Annotated in this window: 23 protein-coding genes; 17 read left to right on the plus strand and 6 right to left on the minus strand. The window is 31.9% G+C overall.

Features of this window, described 5'->3' with window-relative positions:
* The first annotated feature begins 36 nt into the window (after positions 1-36).
* The 16 genes from VDP25_RS16405 (at position 37) to tsaB (ending at position 15,617) form a co-directional block, all read left to right on the plus strand.
* Positions 37-2,145 (plus strand): gliding motility protein RemB, encoded by a 2,109-nt coding sequence (locus tag VDP25_RS16405; RefSeq protein ID WP_334471583.1) that lies wholly within the window; start codon positions 37-39, stop codon positions 2,143-2,145.
* A gap of 151 nt (positions 2,146-2,296) precedes the next feature.
* Positions 2,297-3,190 carry a heme o synthase gene (gene cyoE, locus VDP25_RS16410; protein WP_215927843.1) on the plus strand — a complete coding sequence of 298 codons (894 nt, stop codon included), beginning with the start codon at positions 2,297-2,299 and terminating at the stop codon, positions 3,188-3,190.
* Complete coding sequence (locus VDP25_RS16415; RefSeq protein WP_334471585.1) at positions 3,190-3,789, plus strand: cytochrome c oxidase subunit 3; 600 nt, start codon at positions 3,190-3,192, stop codon at positions 3,787-3,789. The genes cyoE and VDP25_RS16415 overlap by 1 nt, the downstream gene beginning before the upstream one ends.
* A 36-nt stretch (positions 3,790-3,825) precedes the next feature.
* Complete coding sequence (locus VDP25_RS16420) at positions 3,826-4,824, plus strand: cytochrome c oxidase subunit 3 (protein ID WP_334471587.1); 999 nt, start codon at positions 3,826-3,828, stop codon at positions 4,822-4,824.
* A gap of 20 nt (positions 4,825-4,844) precedes the next feature.
* Entirely contained in the window at positions 4,845-5,291 is a 447-nt protein-coding gene (locus VDP25_RS16425; protein ID WP_215927840.1) for a cytochrome C oxidase subunit IV family protein, read from the plus strand.
* Between the two features lie 169 nt (positions 5,292-5,460).
* Positions 5,461-6,180, plus strand: a complete 720-nt coding sequence (locus VDP25_RS16430; protein ID WP_334471589.1) for a hypothetical protein — start codon at positions 5,461-5,463, stop codon at positions 6,178-6,180.
* Positions 6,173-6,940, plus strand: coding sequence for an SCO family protein (locus tag VDP25_RS16435; RefSeq protein ID WP_334471590.1), 768 nt, complete (start codon positions 6,173-6,175; stop codon positions 6,938-6,940). The genes VDP25_RS16430 and VDP25_RS16435 overlap by 8 nt, the downstream gene beginning before the upstream one ends.
* 2 nt (positions 6,941-6,942) lie before the next feature.
* Positions 6,943-7,488 carry a DUF420 domain-containing protein gene (locus tag VDP25_RS16440; RefSeq protein WP_334471591.1) on the plus strand — a complete coding sequence of 182 codons (546 nt, stop codon included), beginning with the start codon at positions 6,943-6,945 and terminating at the stop codon, positions 7,486-7,488.
* A 2-nt stretch (positions 7,489-7,490) separates the two neighbouring features.
* Complete coding sequence (locus VDP25_RS16445) at positions 7,491-7,733, plus strand: hypothetical protein (RefSeq protein ID WP_215927836.1); 243 nt, start codon at positions 7,491-7,493, stop codon at positions 7,731-7,733.
* A 114-nt stretch (positions 7,734-7,847) separates the two neighbouring features.
* A complete protein-coding gene (locus tag VDP25_RS16450) occupies positions 7,848-8,549 on the plus strand; it encodes an ABC transporter ATP-binding protein (RefSeq protein ID WP_215927834.1) in 702 nt (233 codons plus the stop codon).
* Positions 8,542-9,786 carry an ABC transporter permease gene (locus VDP25_RS16455; RefSeq protein WP_334471595.1) on the plus strand — a complete coding sequence of 415 codons (1,245 nt, stop codon included), beginning with the start codon at positions 8,542-8,544 and terminating at the stop codon, positions 9,784-9,786. Before VDP25_RS16450 ends, VDP25_RS16455 begins: the two co-directional genes overlap by 8 nt.
* A 1-nt stretch (position 9,787) precedes the next feature.
* Entirely contained in the window at positions 9,788-11,047 is a 1,260-nt protein-coding gene (locus VDP25_RS16460; protein ID WP_215927831.1) for an ABC transporter permease, read from the plus strand.
* A 19-nt stretch (positions 11,048-11,066) separates the two neighbouring features.
* Complete coding sequence (locus tag VDP25_RS16465) at positions 11,067-12,224, plus strand: efflux RND transporter periplasmic adaptor subunit (protein WP_215927829.1); 1,158 nt, start codon at positions 11,067-11,069, stop codon at positions 12,222-12,224.
* Positions 12,225-12,278: 54 nt separating this feature from the next.
* Complete coding sequence (locus tag VDP25_RS16470) at positions 12,279-13,619, plus strand: TolC family protein (RefSeq protein WP_334471599.1); 1,341 nt, start codon at positions 12,279-12,281, stop codon at positions 13,617-13,619.
* A gap of 6 nt (positions 13,620-13,625) precedes the next feature.
* Complete coding sequence (locus tag VDP25_RS16475) at positions 13,626-14,927, plus strand: efflux RND transporter periplasmic adaptor subunit (protein WP_334471601.1); 1,302 nt, start codon at positions 13,626-13,628, stop codon at positions 14,925-14,927.
* 18 nt (positions 14,928-14,945) lie between these two features.
* Positions 14,946-15,617: a tRNA (adenosine(37)-N6)-threonylcarbamoyltransferase complex dimerization subunit type 1 TsaB gene (gene tsaB / locus VDP25_RS16480; RefSeq protein WP_334471602.1), complete on the plus strand. Its 672-nt coding sequence runs from the start codon at positions 14,946-14,948 to the stop codon at positions 15,615-15,617.
* Here tsaB and VDP25_RS16485 read toward each other — a convergent pair.
* The 6 genes from VDP25_RS16485 to VDP25_RS16510 form a co-directional block, all read right to left on the minus strand.
* Positions 15,614-16,426 (minus strand): mechanosensitive ion channel family protein, encoded by an 813-nt coding sequence (locus VDP25_RS16485; protein ID WP_334471603.1) that lies wholly within the window; start codon positions 16,424-16,426, stop codon positions 15,614-15,616. The two genes, tsaB and VDP25_RS16485, sit on opposite strands and share 4 nt — an antisense overlap.
* Positions 16,427-16,485: 59 nt before the next feature.
* Positions 16,486-16,686 (minus strand): dodecin family protein, encoded by a 201-nt coding sequence (locus VDP25_RS16490; RefSeq protein ID WP_215927820.1) that lies wholly within the window; start codon positions 16,684-16,686, stop codon positions 16,486-16,488.
* Between the two features lie 547 nt (positions 16,687-17,233).
* Positions 17,234-17,935, minus strand: a complete 702-nt coding sequence (locus VDP25_RS16495; RefSeq protein WP_334471604.1) for a hypothetical protein — start codon at positions 17,933-17,935, stop codon at positions 17,234-17,236.
* Positions 17,936-18,307: 372 nt separating this feature from the next.
* Entirely contained in the window at positions 18,308-18,997 is a 690-nt protein-coding gene (locus tag VDP25_RS16500; protein WP_334471605.1) for a hypothetical protein, read from the minus strand.
* Positions 18,998-19,304: 307 nt separating this feature from the next.
* Complete coding sequence (locus VDP25_RS16505) at positions 19,305-20,012, minus strand: hypothetical protein (RefSeq protein ID WP_334471606.1); 708 nt, start codon at positions 20,010-20,012, stop codon at positions 19,305-19,307.
* 106 nt (positions 20,013-20,118) lie between these two features.
* Complete coding sequence (locus VDP25_RS16510) at positions 20,119-21,021, minus strand: NifU family protein (protein WP_334471607.1); 903 nt, start codon at positions 21,019-21,021, stop codon at positions 20,119-20,121.
* 183 nt (positions 21,022-21,204) lie between these two features.
* On the opposite strand from VDP25_RS16510, the gene VDP25_RS16515 reads away from it, so the two are divergent.
* The coding region (locus VDP25_RS16515; RefSeq protein WP_334471608.1) for a choice-of-anchor L domain-containing protein at positions 21,205-23,453 on the plus strand (2,249 nt) is incomplete at its 3' end.

Below are 23,453 nucleotides of genomic sequence, written 5' to 3' on the forward strand. Positions count from 1 at the left end.
ATTAAGTATCTTTCGCACATTAAAAATTAGTCCTTTATGAAGCGCATTGTGCTATTTGCTGTTCTTTTAACGACCACTTTTGGTTATGCTCAATCCATAGTAACTTACGAAAAACCTCCTGTTTTTAGTGAATGTAATTCCGAAGATGTAAATCAATTAAAATCATGCTTCAATTTTACGCTAAATACGTTTATCTATGAGAATTTTAAAACACCACAAATTGTTTTAGATGAATCTTATAAAGGAGAGGTTCAAATTTTGTTTGAAGTTAGCCGTGAAGGTGAATTTAAAGTTATTTATTCTGATGCTATTTATGAAGAGTTAAAAGCTGAAAGTCAACGTGTATTCGATTCTCTTCCAAAGATAAAACCTGCAACCTATAATGGCAATCCAACATTTGTACAGTATAGCATATCTATAGCAATACCATTAACAAAGCCAGTTAGAAAAATTGATTCTCCAGAAGAAATAAACCAACTCACAAAAAAAGATAGCCTTAATGCAACATTGTCTGATGAGTTTGATGTGCTTGTAGAAGGATTAAAACCTTATGAAAAATTAGAATACAGCAGTGAGTTAAATGTACCTTTTACGCACTCTTATTATGCGCGTTTTGATGCAGAAATGAATGCTATTGGTACCAATAGTCATACGGCAGCAAAACCATTTGTGTATAGTGATGTTGCTAGGTACTACGATATTAAAGCTAAAAAGGAAAGTTTAGCAAAAGATACCGATTCGTGGTTAGGAAGAAAACTGTTTAATGAACATTTAGTAGAGGTCCAAGGAGAGGATTATTGGTTTACGGTTGATCCTATTTTAGATTTACAAGTGGGAAAAGATAGTGAGGCCGATTTTAGTTCTACATATAATAATACACGAGGAATTTATATACAAGCAGGTTTAGGTAAACGTTTTAATCTTACGGCTTCAGTTTATGAAAGTCAAGGTCGTTTTGCAGATTATTACAATAGATATGCTGAAAGTTTGAAAGCTTATGGGCCAGATCCTGCTATTATTCCTGGACGTGGAATAGCCAAGCGTTTTAAAGATAATTCTTATGATTACCCTGTAGCAGAAGCTTATTTATCCTATACTCCTGCTGATTTTCTGAATATTCAATTTGGTCATGGTAAAAACTTTATAGGAGATGGTTACAGATCGTTGTTGCAAAGTGATGTTGCTAGTCCTTATCCATTTTTAAAATTGAATGCGACTTTTTGGAAATTAAAATATACGAGTACATGGATGTGGTTAAAGGATGTTAGAGATGAAGTTGTGGTTGATGATGCTTTTCTAACCAAATACATGGCAAATCATTATTTGAGTTGGAATGTATCAGAACGATTAAATCTTGGACTGTTTGAATCTGTAATGTGGGCAGATACCAATGGTAGAGGTTTTGATGTTAATTATTTAAACCCAATTATCTTTTTTAGAGCCATAGAGTTTCAAACTGGTCAAGGTGCTGGAAATGCAATTTTAGGACTAAGTTCAAAATATAAATGGAACAATAAAGTAAATTTATATGGGCAGTTTGTCTTAGATGAATTCTCTTTAGCAGATGTAAAAGCTGGTGAAAAAAGTTGGAAAAATAAATTCGGATTTCAGGTAGGTGCTAAATATTTTAATGCTTTTAATGTAGATGATCTATTAATTCAAGCAGAGTATAACCAAGTGAGACCTTATACTTATTCTCATAATACTCAAGTTTTAAATTATGGACATTTTAATCAGCCAATGGCGCATCTTTGGGGAGCAAACTTTAGAGAATTTGTATTAATTGGACGTTATAACTATAAGCGATGGTTTGGCGATGCTAAAATGATAATAGGGCAGCGAGGGTTAGATTATAATACTACAGATGATAGTGTGTCTTATGGAGGTGATATTTATAGAGATTATAATGATCGTAATGCCAATACAGGAATAGAAATTGGACAAGGCAACAAAACCAATAGTTTTATGGCAGAGTTGCAGGCTGGTTATTTGTTAAATCCGGAAACAAATCTTAAGATGTTTGCTAATATTATCTATAGAGATTTTAATCCAGATGCAGTCAATGCTTCTACGGTACGTTCTGGTTCGGTTTGGTTTAGTCTAGGTTTTAGAACAGACTTGTTTAATTGGTATAATGATTTTTAGTGACAATTTTTTTTAAAACTAGAACAAGCTAAGCTTCTTCATAAAGCATAGGCTTGAAGATTAGCTAGATAAAACTAGGTTTTTGCGTTGGTTAGAATCAATTTTCAGACTATCTTTGCAGTCGCTTTTAAAAGAACAAAAAAAATAGAGTTTGAGCAGTACAAAATCTTCGATAGCAACAGCTTCTGTTGTAACAGATTTTAAGGAAATAACCAAAATGGGTTTGTCCTTAAGTGTCGTCTTTTCATCTATTGCGGGTTATTTTTTGGGTGCCGAAACTATAAATTTTACAACACTTCTTTTATTGGCTTTTGGTGGTTATTTTATGGTTGGTGCTTCTAATGCATATAATCAAATTATTGAGCGCGATTTAGATGCGCTTATGGATAGAACCAAAAACAGGCCTATTCCTGCTGGTCGAATGACCGTAAATACCGCATTTATAATAGCAACAGCTTTTACTATTTTAGGTATAGTTACATTGTACATTATTAACCCAAAAACGGCAATGTATGGTGCTATTTCTATATTTTTATATACAAGTGTATATACGCCTTTAAAAACAAAAACGTCTTTAGCTGTTTTTGTTGGTGCTTTGCCAGGCGCTATTCCTTTTATGTTAGGTTGGGTTGCTGCTAGAAATAGTTTTGGAATAGAGCCAGGAACTTTATTTGCGATTCAATTTTTTTGGCAATTCCCGCATTTTTGGGCTATAGGATGGTTTTTACACGAAGATTATAAAAAAGGAGGTTTTCATATGTTGCCAACAGGAAAACCAGATAAGGGAACAGCCGTGCAAATTATAATGTATAGCGTTTGGACAATTATTGCATCAATAATACCTGTATTTGGATTTACAGGAGATTTAAAATTGTCTGTTGTTGGAGCTGTTTTGGTATTTCTAATTGGTTTAATAATGTTGGTATATGCCTTCAAGTTGTTTAAAGATCGTTCTGTAAAAACAGCAAAACAACTCATGCTATCAAGCGTGTTTTACATTACACTACTGCAAATTATATATGTTGCTGATAAATTTTTGAGATAATGGATTTAACACAAGGAACACAACAAGAAAAAAGAGCAAGATCTAAAAAGATGATGCTATGGTTTGGTATTGGCTCTTTAATAATGTCCTTTGCCGGATTAGTAAGTGCATTTATTGTAAGTAGCAAACAACGATTAAATGAAGACTGGTTGGTTAACTATGAGTTGCCTAATGCATTTTTAATCAGTTTGATTCTTATTTTACTAAGTAGTTTAACATTTATCTTAGGTAAAAAAGCACTTAAACAAAATAATATGCAAATGGTAACACTTTGGTTATTAGTAACATTAGGCTTAGGTGTTGCATTTGTTTACAGTCAATTTGCTGGTTTTAGTGAGATTATTGCAACAGGATATAATTTTACAGGACCAACAAGTAATATTACAATGTCTTACATTTATATTATTGCAGTATTGCACATAGCGCACGTCATTGCTGGTTTAATATGTATCATTGTTGTAATTTATAATCATTTTAAACAAAAGTATAACTCCAACAATATGTTGGGTTTTGAACTCGCAGCCAATTTTTGGCATTTCGTAGATATGCTTTGGCTTGTGCTCTTTTTGTTTTTATATTTTTTTAGATATATAATTTGATTATTTTTGTCCAATCTTAAAATTTAAATAAATTCTATGGATTCTACAGTAGCTACTGGTACAGAAGAAAAAACTTGGGGAGGAGGCAATGAGCCACTTAAAGCAAGTTACGGAAAAATGATGATGTGGTTCTTCATTGTATCTGATGCATTAACATTTTCAGGTTTCTTGGCAGCGTATGGTTTTTCGAGATTTAAGTTCATTAACGAATGGCCTATTGCAGATGAGGTGTTTACTCACGTACCTTTTTTACATGGTCAAGAATTGCCAATGATTTATGTGGCATTTATGACCTTTATACTTATCATGTCTTCAGTAACTATGGTGTTAGCCGTTGATGCTGGTCACCACATGAACAAAGCCAAAGTAACCATATATATGTTTCTTACCATTATTGGTGGAGCTATATTCGTTGGTTCTCAAGCTTGGGAATGGGCAACCTTTATTCAAGGAGATTATGGTGCTGTACAAACAAAAGGTGGGAATATCTTACAGTTTGGTGAATATGTAACAGTTGATGGTGAACAGAAATTCAAACGAGTTTCAATCGACGATATTGCCATAGCACAAGAAAGTGATCGTGCTGCACATGAGCGTAAAAACGGACTTTGGTTTGTAGATGAAGCTACATTACCGCCTTATTCTGTAAATGAAATTTATGCTGGTTTAATGGCTAACGAAAATGTTTTAGTTAGAAATCAACTACTTGATGAGAATGGTCATAAAACAGTATTGTCTAGAGCAGAATCATTGAAACAAATAAAAGAGAATGGTAAGCTTGTTGTAAAAGGAGCTAACTTACAAGTCAATGAATATGGTACAACGTTATTTGCTGATTTCTTTTTCTTCATAACTGGTTTTCACGGTTTCCACGTACTATCAGGAGTGATAATCAACATTATTATTTTCTTCAACGTTGTTTTAGGAACGTATGAGCGTCGAGGAAGTTATGAGATGGTTGAAAAAGTTGGATTATATTGGCACTTCGTAGATTTAGTATGGGTATTTGTATTCACATTCTTCTATTTAGTATAAAAAGAAATTAAGATTAAATTATGGCACACGAGCATAAATTAGAAATATTTAGAGGACGTTGGAAGTTTAAATCTAACACACAAAAAATTTGGGGAGTTTTAGGATTCTTAACTTTTGTAACCTTAATAGAAGTTGTATTAGGGATTTATAAACCAGATGTTTTGATGCATACTTGGATGAGCCCTTTTGAAGGTGGATTCTTTGCTACATTAGGTAATATACTGTTTTCACCAATCGTTTACATGAAACCGTTAAACCTTATCTTCATATTATTAACCATTGTAAAAGCATATTACATTACTTGGGATTTCATGCACATGAGAGATGAAACTGGTAGTATGAGAAAAATGGTTGTATGGACAGGTGTTTTTCTTATCTGTTATTTAATTTTTATTTTGTTACAAGAAGGAGGTTATGTCTTTGAAGTATACAATGGAACAGATAGTTTAATTAAGAGAGATTTTTAAAACAAAATAAAGTTTATACACTAAGATAAATCAAAGTGTTAAATACAATTAAAAGGTGGTTTTTCTAAACCACCTTTTTTATTTTTGCAATCTAATAGTTTATGCTAAACTAAGGTTAATTCTGCAGTTGATAAAAGCACTTAAGAACTAGGATTTTATTCTTCAAAAAATGAAAGCAGACAAAGTAAAACGCAATATAGTTCTTGGTATATTATTCTTTTTACCAGTTGCATTTTTATTGATGCTCTACCCCGCTAAACACAATTACGAGCCTTTAAATGTTGTAAACGAAAAGGTTTCTGATACTAAAGGGTTCTACACAGATAGAGCAGATTCTATTGTATTAAAAAATCATATTACTGTTCTAGGTTTTTTAGGTAAAAGCCCTTTAGATAAAATGATTTCGGCATCAAACCTAAAAGAATTAGTGTATGATAAATTTAAAGGCTTTAAGAACTTCCAAATTGTAATTGTTGTTCCAGAAGGTACAGAAGAGGATGTAAAAGCATTAAAAAAAGAAATTAATACTTACGAAGATTTAAAGTTTTGGCATTACGCATTTGGCACTGAAGGCGAAATAAAAATGCTCTTTAATACCTTGAAATCAAAAGAAAGATTATCTGAAGATTTATCAACAAACAATGTGTTTATCATAGATAAAGACTTAAATCAGCGTGGTAGAATTGATGGGAGGACAGAAAGGGAAATAGAAGATAAGAAACCAGCATTTAGTGTTTATTCTTATAATACCATTGAGGTTTCCGAAATTAAGAATATGATGAGTGACGATGTTAGAGTTCTATTTACAGAATACCGTCAAAAACGCGAAGGTAAATTTGATGATTCTAATACAAGAAGAAGTAAAGAAATAAAAAAAGACAATGAGTAAAAAAACTAATTATTCATACATAGGTATTGCATTTATTATTTTAGTTTTTGGAATTATCTTTGTTCCAAAAATAATAGACCGTATTAGCGAAGGTGATATTACCAGAGACGAAAGTCGGAGTAAAAATGTTTCAAACGCTACTACAGAAGAAAAAAACACAAAGCAAAATAAAAGTGATTTAAGCTATTTAGAAATTAATGGGCAACCCAAAAAAGTGCCAGCATTTAGTTTTATAAATCAAGATGGTAAAATCATTACCAATGAAGATTATTTAGGAAAAGTTTATGTCGTAGAGTTCTTTTTTACCACATGTCCAACCATTTGCCCTATAATGAACAGAAATTTAGTAGAAGTTCAAAATGAATTTAAAGACTTTAAAGATTTCGGTGTGGCCTCTTTTACAATCACACCAGATATTGATACACCAGAAGTTTTAAAGGCTTATGCAGAAAAATACGATATCTCAAATCCAAACTGGAATTTTCTAACAGGTAGTGAAGTTGCTATATACAAACTAGCCAACGAAGGGTTTAATTTATACACTGCAAAAGACGAGAGTGTAGAAGGTGGCTTTGAACATTCAGGAAACTTTGCTTTAATAGATAAAGAAGGCTTTATAAGATCAAGAAAAGATAATTTTGGAAACCCTTTAATCTTTTATAATGGATTAGTTCCTGAAGCAGTTGGCGTTGATGAAGATGGCATTGGGCAAGAAATAAGTATTTTAAAAGAAGATATTGCTAAACTGTTAAAAGAGTAGTTATGAGTTCTGTAGATATAGAAAAAGAAAAAAAGTATAATAAATGGATTGTTGTATTATCCATCGTTATTCCATTAGTGGTTGCAGCCTTATTTGGTGTTAATCTCCGTAAACTTGGTTTTGATGTAGAGCCGTTAACAATTTTACCTCCAATTTACGCTACTATAAATGGTTTAACTGCAATAATTTTAATCTTAGCTTTTTTTGCTGTAAAAAATAAAAATATAGTACTTCATGAAAACTTAATGACTACCGCTATTTGGAGTTCCGTTATTTTCTTAGTGCTTTACGTTGCTTATCATATGACGAGCGATTCTACAAAATTTGGAGGAGAAGGTGTTATTAAATACATTTATTATTTTATATTAATTACACACATTGTACTTTCAATCGTTGTGATTCCTTTTGTGTTAATTACCTATGTTAGGGCAATAACTAATAATATAGAGCGACATAAAAAAATCGCAAAAATCACATTTCCATTGTGGTTATACGTCGCTGTAACAGGCGTTATAGTATATTTAATGATTTCGCCTTATTATATATAATTATGCAACGTAAAATTATATTTCTCATATTTTCTTTATTTTTCTTTCTAAGAACTAATGCGCAATGTGCTATGTGTAGAGCTGTTTTAGAAAGTGGTGAAGATCAATCTGCAGCAGAAGGTATTAACGATGGAATTGTCTTTTTAATGGCTGTGCCTTATATTTTGGTTGGGACAATTGGTTTTATTATTTACAGAAAATTTAATAAACCACAAAAAGCAAAAAATACAGAGGAAACTCTGTAACATATTACCTTTTTAAGAGTCTTAGCTGTAAGTACATGTATATGTATTAACAGTTTATTGGCATAAAAGCCTAATGAATTTTCTTAAAATTACACTCGCTAACTAACCATAATTATGATTCAAATTAAGGATTTACATAAATCTTACCATATGGGAAGCAATTCGCTTCACGTTTTAAAAGGTATTAATTTTGATGTAAAAGAAGGAGAACTCGTTTCTATAATGGGGTCGTCAGGCTCAGGTAAATCTACATTGTTGAATATTCTTGGGATGCTAGATGAGGCCGATGAAGGTGAGTATATTCTAGATAATGTTCCTATTAAAAATCTTAATGAAAAAATAGCGGCCAAATATAGAAATGAATTTCTAGGTTTTATCTTTCAGTCATTTAATCTTATCAATTATAAAAGCGCATTAGATAATGTATCTATGCCGTTATACTACAAAGGTGTTAAGCGAAAAGAACGTACCGAAAGAGCTATGCATTACCTTGAAAAGGTAGGTTTAGCACAATGGTCTCACCATTTACCAAGCGAACTCTCTGGTGGTCAGAAACAACGTGTTGCTATTGCGAGAGCATTGGCTAGTGATCCTAAAGTATTGTTAGCAGATGAGCCAACCGGAGCTTTAGATACCAAAACGTCTTATGAGGTTATGGAGCTTATTCAAGGAATTAATGACGAAGGGAAAACAATATTAGTCGTCACTCATGAAGACGATATTGCACATATGACTAAACGCATCGTTAATCTTAAGGATGGTTTAATCATTGATGATAGTCCAGTAGAACAAATTAGAGCATCAGCACATGTTTGATTTAGAACGTTGGCAAGAAATCTTTGAAACGTTAAGCAAAAATAAATTGCGAACGTTTTTAACAGGTTTATCTGTTGCTTCTGGTATTTTTATTTTAGTTATACTTCTTGGTTTTAGTCAGGGCATTGCAAACGGTGTAAAATCACAGTTTGAACAAGATGCAACCAACAGAGTTTCTGTTTGGACAGGTGTTACAACAAAAGGTTACAAGGGCTTAAACCCTGGACGCTATATTCAACTTAAAAACTCAAGTTTTGATGCCGTTGTAAATGAATATGATGATTATTTAGATTACCGAACAAAAGATTATATGATTTGGGGCGGAACCATATCTTATAATAACGAAACAGGCAACTACAGAGTTCGAGGTACCTTACCCGACAATCAATTTATTGAAAATGCAGATATTGGATCAGGGAGATTTATTAATCAATCAGACATCAATGAAAGCAAAAAAGTGGCTGTTATTGGGAACAAAATAAAACAAGACCTTTTTAAAGGTGAAGATCCAATAAATCAAAATGTTCAAATTTTCGGAATGAACTTTAAAGTCGTAGGTGTTTTTTTTGATCCAGGTGGAGATCGAGAAGAAGGTCAGGTTTACATTCCTGTTAGTACGGCTCAAAAAGTTTTTAATGCTGGAGATAACATTAGAAATATGGCCTTTACTGTGAAGATGGCAGATGATTTTGATGAAGCTGTAGCCATGTCTAATGCTATTGCTTTAGGTATAGAAAGAAAAATTAAAGAAATTCATACAGTTGCTCCAGATGACGTAAGTGCCGTTAGAGTAAATAACACTCTAGAACAGGCCGAAAAAATCTATTCTTTAGTAGCAACTATACAAGCTGTATTTTGGTTTGTAGGTATTGGTACAATCATCGCTGGTATTGTTGGTGTTGGTAATATTATGCTTATTATCGTAAAAGAACGAACTAAAGAAATCGGAATCCGAAAAGCTTTAGGGGCTTTGCCAATGTCTATTGTTGGAATGATATTACAAGAGGCTGTTTTTGTAACAATGTTTGCTGGTTTGTTTGGGTTAATTTTTGGACTCGGATTGCTAGAACTTGTAGGACCATTAATAGAAAGTGACTTTATTAAATACCCACAAGTAGATTTTAATATTGCAATAACCACAGTGTTTTTGTTAGTATTTGCAGGTGCTTTAGCTGGATTTATTCCGGCATATAGAGCGGCAAAAATTAAACCCATTGTAGCACTTAGAGACGAATAATATGTTTAGTAGAGACCGTTGGGATGAAATACTTGAAGCTTTAAACGCTAATAAATTTAGAACGTTTCTAACGGCGTTTGGCGTGTTCTGGGGCATCACAATCTTAGTACTGTTGTTGGCTTTAACCAATGGGCTTAAAAATGGTGTAACTGCAGATTTTGGTGATTTTGCAACCAATTCTATGTTTATGTGGACTCAAGGCACCTCTAAACCTTATAAAGGATTGCCAAAAGGACGTTATTTTAGTTACAAAATAGGAGATGTTGCCGCAATAAAATCTGAGATTCCTAATTTAAAATATGTGTCTCCTAGAAATCAATTAGGAGGATATAATGGTGCTAATAACGTTACTAGAGGTACAAAAACAGGTGCATTTGAAATTTATGGAGATTATCCAGAGTTTATTAAACAGCAGCCTATGGACATTCTTCAAGGACGTTTTATTAGTTATTCAGATATAGAGGCCAAACGAAAAGTATGTGTTATAGGTACTGGTGTTGTAAAAGGACTGTATGATAAAGAAGAAGAGGTTTTAGGAACTTATATTAAAGTCAATGGTGTTAATTTTTTAGTTGTTGGCACTTTTAAAATGAGTAATAGTCAAGGGGATGGAGAGCAAGACGCAAGCACTATATACATACCATTTACAACCTTTGGTCAAGCATTTAATAGAGGCGAAAATGTAGGTTGGATGGCAATAACAGCAGTTGATGGTGTAAGTATTACATCGCTAAAACAACAAGTTTTCGATTTAATGAAATTTAGACACAAGGTAGATCCAACAGACGAACGAGCTATTGGTCATTTTGATTTGTCAGAACAATTTGAGCGTATTAACGGGTTGTTTTCAATACTAAGTTTAGTTGGGTATTTTGTAGGAGCCTTAGTTTTAATGTCTGGTATCATTGGTATTAGTAATATTATGCTTATTGTAGTAAAGGAACGTACCAAAGAAATTGGAGTAAGGCGTGCTTTAGGGGCAAGTCCATGGAGTATAAAATCACAAATTTTACAAGAAAGTCTTATCTTAACAATACTGTCTGGTATGGTTGGGATTTCATTTGCAGCGTTTGTCATTTGGGTGATGAATATTATTTTAGATAATGCTGGCCCAGTAGACAATTTTGCAAATCCAAGTGTAAGTATGCAGGTCGTATTTACAGCTTTAATCATACTAATAGTTTCCGGTGTTTTAGCGGGGTTAATTCCAGCAAATAGTGCCACAAAAATGAAACCTGTAGACGCTTTAAGAAAAGAATAAAATTATATCAATCATAATCATGAAAAGAACTAAAACCGTAATTATACTAATCGCCATTGTAGCTGTATTTGGAATCTCTCTCTTTTATTTGTGGCAAAAGAATCAAGAAGATCCTATAACTTACACTTCAGAATCTCCAACAGAAGAAACTATTATTGTTAAAACTGTAGCTACTGGAAGTATTGTGCCAAAAGAAGAAATTTTAATTAAGCCCAATATATCAGGTGTTATAGAAGAAGTGTTTATTGAAGCAGGTGAGTATGTAGAGCAAGGTGATCTTATAGCGCAAATAAAGGTAATACCAAATGCTTCGTCTTTAACAAGTGCAAAAAACAGTATTGCTAGTAATCAAACAGCACTTCAAACAGCAAAAATAAACTTACAAACTCAGCAATCTAATTACGATAGACAAAAGGCATTGTTCGAAAAAGGAGTGATTTCTGCAAATGATTTTGAAGGTATCAATAATGCTTATTTGCAAGCAAAGCAAAGTGTAGAGCAAGCAAAAATTAATTTAAATTCAGCATCACAAAACTATGATATTATTAAAACGGGTACCACATCTGGTTTAGGAAATATTGCACAAACACAAGTAAGAGCAACTGTTTCAGGTATGGTTTTAGACGTTCCTGTAAAAGCGGGAAATCAGGTTATTGAAGCTAATAATTTTAATGAAGGAACGTCAATTGCATCATTAGCAGATGTAAAGCAAATGATTTTTGAAGGCAAAGTAGATGAGAGTGAAGTTGGCAAAATTAAAGAAGGCTTACCATTAGAAATTACTGTTGGTGCTATTGAAGATAAAAAGTTTGATGCAGTGTTAGATTATATTGCTCCAAAAGGAGTGGCAGAAAATGGTGCCATTCAATTTGAAATAAAAGGGTCACTTAAAAAAATGGATTCTACATTTATTAGAGCAGGTTTAAGTGCCAATGCTTCTATTATTTTAGAAAAAGCAGAAAAAGTTTTGGCAATCAAAGAAGCTTTAGTGCAATATGATAACGAAACCAAAAAACCTTACGTAGAGGTAGAGGTTGGTGATCAGAAATTTGAAAGAAAAGATATAGAGTTAGGGATTAGCGATGGTATTTTTGTTGAAGTTAAAAGTGGTGTTTCAAAAACCGACAAAATAAAAATTTGGAACCAAGTACAAGGAATCCCTAAATATGCACAATAATAATTTTTAACATTTAGTGTAACACTTTAAGATTTACATAGACAAATAGGCATCATGAAAAAACAAATCATAATAATATTCCTCTTTTTAGGAGTTATAGCACAAGCACAAAATAAGAAATGGACACTTCTTGAGTGTGTTAATTATGCATTAGAAAATAACATTTCCATTAAGCAATCAGATTTAGATGTTGATTTAGCAGACATTGACAAGAAACAGGCATCTTCCAATTTTTTGCCTAATCTTAACTCTAATGTTTCCTACAATATAAATACTGGTGCAAACATTAATCCTGCAACAAATCAATTTGAAAACAATACATTTAAATCAGCTTCTAGTGGTCTAAATTCAAGTATTAATATATTTTCTGGATTATCTAATTGGAAAACACTTCAAAGAGCAAAAATTAATAAAATTGCTTCAGAGTATCGTTTAGAGAAAATGAAAGATGATATTTCATTAATTGTAGCGAATTCATTTTTACAAATTTTAGCTAATAGAGAGCAGCTAAAAGTATTACAATCTCAAAACAAATTGACAAAAGAAAATCTTGAGAACACGCAAGAATTAGTTAATGCAGGTGTTTTACCACAAGGTGATTTGTTAGAGATAAGAGCTACAGATGCCACACAAGCTCAGCAAATTATAGCAGCTGAGAATGCACTATTTTTATCTAAGTTGGGACTCGCGCAAACACTGCAATTAAAAGATTATGAAAGTTTTGACATTGCAGATGATGATTATGGTTTGGTGCCAGCAGATATTTTAGATAAAGATGCTTCTGAAATTGTTGCAAAAGCAAAAGAAGAGGTTAATGACATTAAGATTGCTCAAACCAGTTTTGAATTAGCACAAAAAGATTTAGAATTGGCAAGAACCAGTTATTATCCTACTCTTTCTGGGTTTTTAGGTTACAATACACGTTGGGCAAGTACACAAATAGACCCTCTTACAGGAGGAGATATTCCTTTTGTAGACCAGTTATATATATTTGATGGTACGTCTGTAGGATTACAGTTAAATGTTCCTATTTTTAATAGATTTAACGTGCGTAATAATGTAAAACGTAGCAAAGTAAATGTAGAGCGTTTAAAATACCAATTAGAACAAACAGAAATAGATTTAGAATCTACGGTTTATCAAGCCTATAACGATGCTAAAAACTCTAAAAAGGCATATGAAGCAGCATTACAAACCGAAGAAGCGCGTCGTTTAGCTTTTGAATACGCAAAAGAACGTTATGATGTTGGTTTGTCAAATGCTTTTGATTTTAATCAATCTAGAGCAACTTACGAGAACTCTCAATCAGATGTTGTGCGTACAAAATATGATTATATTTTTAGACTTAAAATTTTAGAATTTTATTTCGGTTTACCAATAACAGATTTAAATTAGAATAAAATGAGTAAAACATTAAAAATTATCATTGGAATTTTCATTCTTGCCCTTGTTCTTTTAGTAGCAGGATCTAAAATGGGATGGTTTGGTAAAAAGGGAAATTTCAAAAGTGTAATTGTTAAGGAGGTAACTTTAAAAGATATTGTAGAAACGGTATCTGCTACTGGGAAAATTCAACCAGAAATAGAGGTGAAAATATCTTCGGAAGTTTCTGGAGAAATATTAGAATTACCTTTTAAAGAAGGAGAAGAAGTTAAAAAAGGAGACTTGTTAGTTAGAGTAAATCCAGATTTAATTCAGTCTGCAGTGAGTCGTTCGCAAGCATCTTATCAAAATGTTAGAGCAGGTTTAGAACAGGCAGAAGCTAATTTAAAACAAGCTAAAGCAGATTACGATAGAAGTAAAATTCTTTTTGATAAGGGAGTTATTTCTAAGGCAGATTGGGATAAATCTATTGCGACGTATGAAAGTGCCGTTGCAGGAAAAAACTCAGCATACTACAATGTGCAAAGTGCAGCAGCTACAGTAAATGAAGCTAAGGATAATTTAAACAGAACAACAATTTATGCGCCAATGAGTGGAACAATTTCACTTCTAAGTGTAGAATTGGGAGAACGTGTTGTTGGAACGCAGCAAATGGCTGGTACTGAGATTTTACGTGTAGCTAACCTTAATAATATGGAAGTTGAGGTAGATGTTAATGAAAATGATATTGTAAAAGTTAATATTGGAGATTCTACCATTGTTGAAGTAGATGCCTATTTAAAGAAAAAGTTTAAAGGTGTTGTTACAGAGATCGCTAACTCAGCAGCAGGAACTCTAGCGGCAGACCAAGTCACAAATTTTAAAGTAAAAGTTAGAATAATTGAAGAGTCTTATAGAGATTTAACAGAAGGAAAACCAGAGTCCTATTCGCCTTTTAGACCAGGAATGACAGCAACTGTAGATATAATTACAAAAATGCGTAAAGATGCTATTTCTGTGCCTATTAGCGCAATTGTAATTAAAACAGATACCAGTTCTACTAAGAAGCCTTATAGTAAGCGTGTTGTTGAAGATGAAAATACAGAAGAGGAAGAAAAGAAGTTTGAGTGTGTCTTTGTTAATGAAAATGGTAAGGCAAAATTAAGAGTTGTTAAGACAGGAATTCAAGATGATACTAATATCGAAATTATTTCAGGCTTAAACAAAGATGATAAAATCATTACAGGACCCTATAATATGGTTTCTAAAATGCTTAATGCAGGTGATTTAATAGAGGAAAAGAATAAAAACTCAGCTTCTTCAGACAGTACAGAAGAATAGTTTAATAGATATTTGACAATGGCATTAGTGCTAAATATAGAAACAGCAACAACAAATTGTTCGGTCTCTCTGTCTAAAGATGGAGAGACTTTAGTTTTAAAAGAAGATAATAGTTTAGGCTATTCTCATGCAGAAACATTACACCTATTTATTGATGAGGTTTTTAAAATTGCAAAAATTAAACCTTCAGAAATTGATGCTGTGGCTGTGAGTAAAGGACCTGGTTCTTATACAGGTTTGCGCATAGGTGTATCCTCGGCAAAAGGTTTGTGTTTTGCACTTAATAAACCTTTGATTGCCATTTCAACTTTAGAAAGTTTAGCCTGTCAAGTGAAAATAGATGACGGGTTTATAATTCCTATGTTAGATGCTAGGCGTATGGAAGTGTATGCTGCTATATATAATTCAAATTTAGAACTAGAGAGAGAAATTAAGGCTGAAATTCTCACAGAAGAAAGCTATATGTCACTTCTTGAGACGAATAAAGTTTATTTTATAGGTAGTGGTGTAACAAAAACAAAAGCTTTAATTCAGCATCCCAATGCTGTTTTTATTGATGGAAAATTGCCTTCTGCTAATGAGATGTCATCTTTAGCTGAAATTAAATACAAAAAAAGCGACACCGAAGATGTCGCTTATTTTGAACCTTATTACTTAAAGGATTTTGTAGCTTTAAAAAAGAAAGCTTAAGCTTCTTTATGTATTTCTACTTGATGTGGATAAGGTATTTCAATACCCGCCGCATCTAATGCTTCTTTTACGCTTTCGGTTACTTCAAAGTAAACAGTCCAGTAATCTTCAGTCTTACACCAAGGTCTTACCACAAAGTTAATTGAGCTATCTGCTAATTCAGATAAAGCAATTGTTGGCGCAGGATCTTTTAATATTAAAGGATGTGCCGCTAATACTTTGCTGAATACGTCTTTTGTTTGTTTGATATCTGCATCATAACTTACACCAAATACTAAATCGACTCTTCTTGTACCTTGTGTTGTGTAGTTTACAATGTTGCCGTTAGAAAGCGATCCATTAGGAATAATGATTTCTTTATTAGAAAGACCAATCAATTTGGTCGTAAAGATTTCAATTTCTTTAACCACTCCAATTTCTCCTTGAGCTTCTATTAAATCTCCAATTTTAATGGGCTTAAAAATCATAATTAAAACTCCACCAGCAAAGTTTGCTAAAGAACCTTGTAAGGCTAAACCAATAGCTAAACCAGCAGCGGCAATAATAGCAGCAAATGACGTTGTTTCAACACCCACTGTGCTTAATACAACAATAATGAGAAGAATTTTTAAAATCCAATTAATAAGATTTACTAAGAATTTTTTTAGGCTTTCGTCATAGTTGCCTTTGTTCATTGCTTTAGTAGCACCTTTTAAGAGCATTTTAATTACCCAGCTACCAATAATCCATATAAGTATAGCTCCAATAACTTTAGGGCCAAACTCAATAATAAAATTGTAGCCTGCGTCAATCCATTTTTGTGTTTCCATGTTGGTTTAATTAATTTATGTTAAAAAAAAGTCGGTTAACTTTATACCGATTAATACGTTTATTTTACTTCAAAAGTTAACTTTAAGTTCACTCTAAATTCTGTAACATTATTGTCTTTAACAATTGCACTTTGATCTTGCACATAAACAGATTTAATGTTTTTTACTGTTTTTGATGCTTCTTTTACTGCTTTTTTAGTTGCGTCTTCCCAACTTTTATCTGAATTAGATAATACTTCTATAACTTTTAATACTGCCATAATTTATATTTGTTTTATAAGGTTTATATTTTTTAGAAACTGTTTTTTTAAAATAGTCACTTTAAAATCAATGAAATTTAGCTATAAATAGCATTAGCGGTTAATAGTGTCATCGTTTTGTGTGCCTTTTAGTCCATTTTAATGTACAGTACATGTAGATCAAGGATAAATAAAGCAAATTCTATTATCTAGAATTTTTAGATACTCAAAATGTAGAATTGAGTGCAAAACAAACAAATGTCAGAACAATATGAGACTTTTGTTCTTTACAACTTTTAATAATCTTAAAGTTAATGAATTTTTAACCATTTAGAGCATGTGTAGTGCTGGAATTGCTCTAAATACTATTTAAGCGTACTTACTACAACTGTTTTGCATCTGTTGTTTTAAATGTGGAGTAAACAACCAATACAAAATCAATATTCCGATGGGATTATTACGACTAAAAAAATAACCTACAAAAACATATTTTAGATGTCTAAGCAGGTTATTTTATTAGAATTTATTTAATTGTAGCAGAATTTAATTCTGTTTTTAATTATGTAGATTATAATGTGTTGATATACTCAAATAAAGTAATTAAATCTTCATCCTTTTTGAGACTAATTTTATTTTCCTTGATATAATCTTTTAATTCACTAGAATGTTGAGGGAATAATTTTAAAAAATCTTTTCGTTTCTGAGGTAATAAAGACACTTTATCTCCTTGTCTGTAATAATAAACATCATTTAGTCTTTTGTATTCTGCAGGCTTTTCTTTGTCATAACCTGTAACTGCTGGTTTTTTTTCATAGAATTTTACAATTTCTTCTTTTAAAACAGCTAATGAATCAGTCTCTTTTAATACAACAAGAAACCCTTGCTTTGAAACCCCTTCTTTATTGATGTAACTATGTGTTTGATAAACTTTATTGTTTAAAGCAAATGTAACTTTGAGGTCTTCATAATTATTTAATGCAATAGTGTCATTTTGACGTTGAATCTGCATTTCACCTAAATTTGCATTATATCTCGCAGCAAAAAGGTGGTTTCCAAATTTATCAAGTTTTACAACTTGAAATGATTCATCTATAAAAGGAGAACCTATGGCATAAAATGATTTATCATTATTATGTTTAACAGCAAATTGTACACCATCTAGACTGCTTTGTAACGTTGTCTCGTTGGTGTTTTGGAATTGTGCATAACTTATTTCAGAAGAAATTAGACTAATTAAAATTATAGGAAGTAGGTGTTTAATACGTATCATGGTTTATTTTAAGATTTTATTTTTTTAATTCAGGTTAAATTCAATAATATTTCTAATGTAAATTATAGTGTTTTTCTTACACTTAGGCCAATATAATATTATTATCGTTTTATGGACTCTTTTATTATAATGTTCTCTGTTTTTTGTGATTTAGTTAACATTTAATTAACTTTTATTGCTAAAAATAATAGGCTTAAATTTTTAGAAAAAATAACGAGTTAGCGAAACTAATAAAATTTAACCATTTATTAAATTTCAGTAATGGATTTAACATTCACAATGCTTTTACGCTATTTACGGTTGTAAATAGAATTGAAAACATGAATGTTAATTTGAACTTGTGTAATGAAGTATGTCTTTATAAAAAAAGCTTTATTCTTTAGAAATAGAAGATAAGTAGGAGGCAATCGTTATTAAGTCATTTTCATTTTTAAGACTTAACTTATTTTTTTTAATGTAAGATTTTAGCTTAACCTCATACTCTGGAAAGGAGTTTAGAAATTGTTTTTTATTTTGAGGTAAAATTTTAGTTTCATTATTAAAATTTAGATAATAGGTGTCACTTTCTTTTATGAATTTAGCAGCTTTTTCTTTTTCATAAGACGATCTTGGCTTCACTTTATCTTGAAACTTTATCTGTTCTTTTTTTAATAGAGTAAAACTTGAATCTTCTTTTACAACAACTAAAAAACCGCGTTGAAGATCCAAGTTTTCATCTTTATATGTATACGGTTTATATTTTTTAAGACTTGCAATAAATGTTATGGTATAATCTGTATTATTGTCTAAAGCAATGATTTTATCTTCACCCAGTTTTATTTCCATTTCTCCATTATACGCATTGTATCTTCCGCTATATATTTTGTTTTTAAAATTTTCTAATCTTAAGGCTAGAAACTCTTCGGTGATATAAGGTGAGCCTTCTGCTTCAACGGTTTTACTTCGATTTTTAATGTTTAAATCTATTTCGGCCAAATTTAAACCTTGATTTTGAGAAACAACCATATTAGATGCCCCTAAACAGATAAATGCAATCAAAAATTTTATTAAACACTTTTTCATAATTAAGGTTTTAGTTTTGACTTGTTAATAAAGACAATAATAACACCTAATTGAAATTAAGTATCTCTATAAAGTTAATGAATTTTTAACCATTTAGAGCATGTGTAGTGCTGGAATTGCTTTACTATAACCATTTTGCATCTGTTGTTATAAATTGAAGTAAATAACCAGTGAAAAATAATATTCTAATGGTATTATTACGACTAAAAAATAACCTGCGAAAACATATTTTAGATGTCTAAGCAGATTATTTTATTAGAATTTATTTAATTGTAGCAGAATTTAATTCTGTTTTTAATTATGTAGATTATAATGTGTTGATATACTCAAATAAAGTAATTAAATCTTCATCCTTTTTGAGACTAATTTTATTTTCCTTGATATAATCTTTTAATTCACTAGAATGTTGAGGGAATAATTTTAAAAAATCTTTTCGTTTCTGAGGTAATAAAGACACTTTATCTCCTTGTCTGTAATAATAAACATCACTTAACCTTTTAAACTCTGCAGGTTTTATTTTTTCATAACTATTAGATGGTGGCTTTCTATCATAGAATTTAACGAGCTCTTCTTTTAAAAGAGCCAATGAGTCATTTTCCATTAATACTACAAGAAAACCGCATTTAGAAATATTTTCCTTGTTTGTATAACTATGTGTTTTATATACTTTATTACTTTGTGTAAATGTTAATTCTAAATTTTTAGTATTATCAAGAGCAATGGTGTCGTTTTCTCGCTTGAGCTGCATTTCCCCTAGATTTGCATTATAACGGGCTAGAAAAACCCTGTTACCAAGTTTTTTAAATTTTACAAGTTCAAATTCATCATTTATAAACGGTGAACCATTGGCATTTGCTAAATTTGCGCCGTTAAGTAACATATTATGCTGAACTTTATCAATTCTACTCGATAGAGTCTGGCCCTCAGTACTTCGTCTCGTTGTTTGTGCGTAATTTGCTTCTGTAATTATTAAACAGAAAGTTAGTGCAAGAATATAATATCTATTTAGTTTCAAAATTTTTAGGGTTAGGGTTTATGTTCTAAATATATAAAAAAAAATATTCAGATTCTGAAAATCAAACACATAAAATTTAATTTTGTCACTATAATGTTAATATATGTCAGCCATTTATAGCATCTACTGTAATAGAATTGTCATTTAACATGTCTTTTAACATCGTTTCAATACCATTTTTTAAAGTAAATGTAGATGAAGGACAGCCACTACATGCACCTTGTAGTAATACTTCTACCTTTTTTGTCGTAGCATCATAAGATTTGAATTCTATATTACCACCATCACTTTCTACGGCAGGTTTTATATATTCTTCAAGAATATTGACGATGTTTTTGGAGGTGTCGTCTAAAGCTTCAAATTTTTGCTCAATGGCTTCTTCTGTCTTTTTCAACTGTTTTGGAGCATCATCGTTTAGAATTGTTTTACCGTCTTCAACATAAGATTTTAAGAATTCTCTAAGTTGAAGTGTAATGTCTTCCCATTCAATAATATCAAACTTCGTAATGGAAATAAAGTTTTTTTCCATAAACACATTTTTTACAAATGGAAATTGAAATAATGCTGTGGCCAAAGGTGATGGTTTAGCTTCTTCAATTGATGTAAACTCGTATATGTTTGGAACCAAAACTTTGTTACACACAAATTTTAAGACTCCAGGATTTGGAGTGCTTTCTGCATAAATGGTAACAGCAGCTTTAGGTTTTATAGCTTCTTCAGAAACTACAAGTCCATCTTTAGATAAATAGTCTTCAATTTGTGCTGCAACTTCATCTTGTACATCTTTCCACTCAACAATATTATAGCGTTCAATAGCAATAAAATTTGAAGCGATATAAACCTTCTTTACAAAGGGAAGATAGAATAATTGTTGTGCTAATGGTGAGTGCTTAGCGTCGTCTATATTGCTGAATTCAAAGCTGTTGTGATTGGTTAAAAATCGATCAGCTTCAAATTTTAAAATAGTGTCATTAGAGGTTGGGACTATGGATATTTTTGTATGTGCCATCTTTTTATTTGCAAAAGTATGAAATATCAGCATGAAACGTTCATCCTTTAGATGATGTTTTATGTCTGTATTTTGAAGTCAATTAATATAATTTTATTAAATTTCGAGATTCAATGATAATAAGACAATAACTTAAGCTTTTAAAGGTGTAGGTTTATTGTTAATTAATTGACCAAACCAGCTATGAAAAATACCCTATATCTAATCGTCTTTCTATTTTCAACTATTGGCTTTTCCCAAGATATTTTGATGCAAAATGGTACATTTATGCGATGTGCTCCTGATAAATTTTTTGACTCAGGTGGTGAGTTTGGTAATTATGATGATGATGAAGATCTAGTTACAACTATATGTCCACAAAATGAAGATGAATTTATTATAATTAATTTTACCGAGTTTACTACACAACTTAATCAAGATGTGTTAACTATTTATGATGGGGACGATATAACTGCAGATGTTATTGGTACATATTCTAGTGCTGTGTCACCCGGAATTGTTTCTGCTTCAGACTCTAATACGTCTGGATGTTTAACGTTTGCTTTTTCTAGTAATGGATCAGGTAATATTAATGGATGGGAGGCCGAGATTTTATGTGCCACCCCATGTCAAGATATTGTAGCTTCAATAGATAGCAGTACTCCAGCCCCTAATGCCACAGGAGTTATAGGCATATTACCTGGTGATTCTGTCGATTTTTCTGGTAGCGCGGCATTTTCTGTTGATGGTACAGATGCTCAGTATAGTTGGAATTTTGGGGATTCAAATACAGCGTCAGGTACTGATGTTTCTAATGTTTTTACTACCCCAGGGACTTATACTGTAACGTTAACAGTTACTGATAATAATCCGCAAGTCTGTTCGGATTCAACTACAATTACCGTTTTTGTTTTAGGCCCTAATGTAGTTGTCGATCAAGATATTTTTACTCCAGAAGAATTAATAGAAGATGTTTTAATTGACAGTCCATGTGCGTCAGTATCAAATATTATAGCATCAACTGGAATAAACTTTAGCCCAACAGAACCAAATGGTATCGGTTACTTTTTTAGTAATGGAATTGATTTCCCTTTTGAAGATGGATTATTACTTACAAGTGGTGATGCTAGTGAAGCTGGTGGTCCAAATACATTTTTGGGTGACGGATCAGGAGCATGGCCTGGAGATGATGATTTAGATGATGTTGTTGGTATTGAGTCAAACAATGCCTCCTTTATCCAATTCGATTTTGTGCCTCTTGCAGATAGTATCAGTTTTGATTTCTTAATGGCTTCAGAAGAGTATGATATGGGTGGTTTTGAATGTACTTTTTCTGATGCGTTTGCGTTTTTGTTGACGGATTCTGAGAGTAATACTACTAATTTGGCTGTCTTGCCAGGTACAACAACCCCTATTTTAGTAACAAATATACATCCCGATAATGGTGCTTCATGTGGTGGTATTAATGAAGAGTACTTTGGTGCTTATACTCCTAGTGGTGGACCGCCAATATCTTTTGATGGTAGAACGGCCGTTTTTACAGCACAAGCAGACGTTATACCTGGTGAAACTTATACAATAAAATTGGTTGTTGCAGATGATAGAGATAATACCTATGATTCAGGAGTCTTTATTAAAGCAGGTAGTTTTAATTTAGGTGGAAATTTAGGTGATGATATTACCATTGTTGCAGGTACTGCGGAGTGTGATGGTACAGAAATTGTTTTAGATACAGGTCTTGAATTAGCAACTCATGTGTGGTATAAAGATGATGTTGAAATATCAGGTGAAGTCTCTTCTACATTAACAGTTACTGAGCCAGGAATTTATTATGCTAATTTTGATTTTGAAGGAGTGTGTACTGGATCAGCAGATCCAATACTAGTTGAATTTAAAGATAGCCCTGTTGCTGGTACGCCTCAAAATTTATCAATATGTAGTGCTACAGGTATAGAACAATTTAATTTATTAGAAAACGATGATGATATTTTAGGGACACAGGACCCTACAGATTTTTCTGTGAGTTATCACCTTACAGAACAAGATGCTATCGATAATGTAGGCGCATTAACAGGTTCGTACACAAATATTTCTAGTCCTCAAACTATTTGGGCACGTTTAGCAGATAGTACCCAAACTTGTATTGATACAGTGTCATTCTCATTATCTGCTGCCGGCCAACCAACCATCAACCCAGCACTAGATTTAGAATTATGTGATGATTTAAGTAATGATGGTTTTGAAGAGTTTGATTTAAGCGTTCAAACAGCAGTTATATTAGGGTCTCAACCATCTGATGATTTCAATGTCAGTTACCATTTAAGTTTTGAAGCGGCAGATTTAGGTGAAGACGCTTTACCAATGTCTTACACGAACACTGAAAATTCTCAGCCTATTTTTGTAAGGGTAGAAAACTCAGGGGATTCAGATTGTTATAATGCTTCAGCTACAGC

This window comes from Winogradskyella sp. ECml5-4 (assembly GCF_036903175.1).
Taxonomy (GTDB): domain Bacteria; phylum Bacteroidota; class Bacteroidia; order Flavobacteriales; family Flavobacteriaceae; genus Winogradskyella; species Winogradskyella damuponensis.

Excerpts from the sequence above, each read along its gene's own strand:
- VDP25_RS16490 (WP_215927820.1), bottom strand. The coding sequence starts at position 16,686 with ATGGCAGTATTAAAAGTTATAGAAGTATTATCTAATTCAGATAAAAGT.
- VDP25_RS16485 (WP_334471603.1), bottom strand. The coding sequence starts at position 16,426 with ATGGAAACACAAAAATGGATTGACGCAGGCTACAATTTTATTATTGAG.
- VDP25_RS16495 (WP_334471604.1), bottom strand. The coding sequence starts at position 17,935 with ATGATACGTATTAAACACCTACTTCCTATAATTTTAATTAGTCTAATT.
- VDP25_RS16425 (WP_215927840.1), top strand. The coding sequence starts at position 4,845 with ATGGCACACGAGCATAAATTAGAAATATTTAGAGGACGTTGGAAGTTT.
- VDP25_RS16440 (WP_334471591.1), top strand. The coding sequence starts at position 6,943 with ATGAGTTCTGTAGATATAGAAAAAGAAAAAAAGTATAATAAATGGATT.
- VDP25_RS16445 (WP_215927836.1), top strand. The coding sequence starts at position 7,491 with ATGCAACGTAAAATTATATTTCTCATATTTTCTTTATTTTTCTTTCTA.
- VDP25_RS16465 (WP_215927829.1), top strand. The coding sequence starts at position 11,067 with ATGAAAAGAACTAAAACCGTAATTATACTAATCGCCATTGTAGCTGTA.
- tsaB (WP_334471602.1), top strand. The coding sequence starts at position 14,946 with ATGGCATTAGTGCTAAATATAGAAACAGCAACAACAAATTGTTCGGTC.
- VDP25_RS16450 (WP_215927834.1), top strand. The coding sequence starts at position 7,848 with ATGATTCAAATTAAGGATTTACATAAATCTTACCATATGGGAAGCAAT.
- VDP25_RS16470 (WP_334471599.1), top strand. The coding sequence starts at position 12,279 with ATGAAAAAACAAATCATAATAATATTCCTCTTTTTAGGAGTTATAGCA.
- VDP25_RS16460 (WP_215927831.1), top strand. The coding sequence starts at position 9,788 with ATGTTTAGTAGAGACCGTTGGGATGAAATACTTGAAGCTTTAAACGCT.
- VDP25_RS16420 (WP_334471587.1), top strand. The coding sequence starts at position 3,826 with ATGGATTCTACAGTAGCTACTGGTACAGAAGAAAAAACTTGGGGAGGA.
- VDP25_RS16430 (WP_334471589.1), top strand. The coding sequence starts at position 5,461 with ATGAAAGCAGACAAAGTAAAACGCAATATAGTTCTTGGTATATTATTC.
- VDP25_RS16455 (WP_334471595.1), top strand. The coding sequence starts at position 8,542 with ATGTTTGATTTAGAACGTTGGCAAGAAATCTTTGAAACGTTAAGCAAA.
- VDP25_RS16475 (WP_334471601.1), top strand. The coding sequence starts at position 13,626 with ATGAGTAAAACATTAAAAATTATCATTGGAATTTTCATTCTTGCCCTT.
- VDP25_RS16415 (WP_334471585.1), top strand. The coding sequence starts at position 3,190 with ATGGATTTAACACAAGGAACACAACAAGAAAAAAGAGCAAGATCTAAA.
- VDP25_RS16510 (WP_334471607.1), bottom strand. The coding sequence starts at position 21,021 with ATGGCACATACAAAAATATCCATAGTCCCAACCTCTAATGACACTATT.
- VDP25_RS16405 (WP_334471583.1), top strand. The coding sequence starts at position 37 with ATGAAGCGCATTGTGCTATTTGCTGTTCTTTTAACGACCACTTTTGGT.
- VDP25_RS16500 (WP_334471605.1), bottom strand. The coding sequence starts at position 18,997 with ATGAAAAAGTGTTTAATAAAATTTTTGATTGCATTTATCTGTTTAGGG.
- VDP25_RS16435 (WP_334471590.1), top strand. The coding sequence starts at position 6,173 with ATGAGTAAAAAAACTAATTATTCATACATAGGTATTGCATTTATTATT.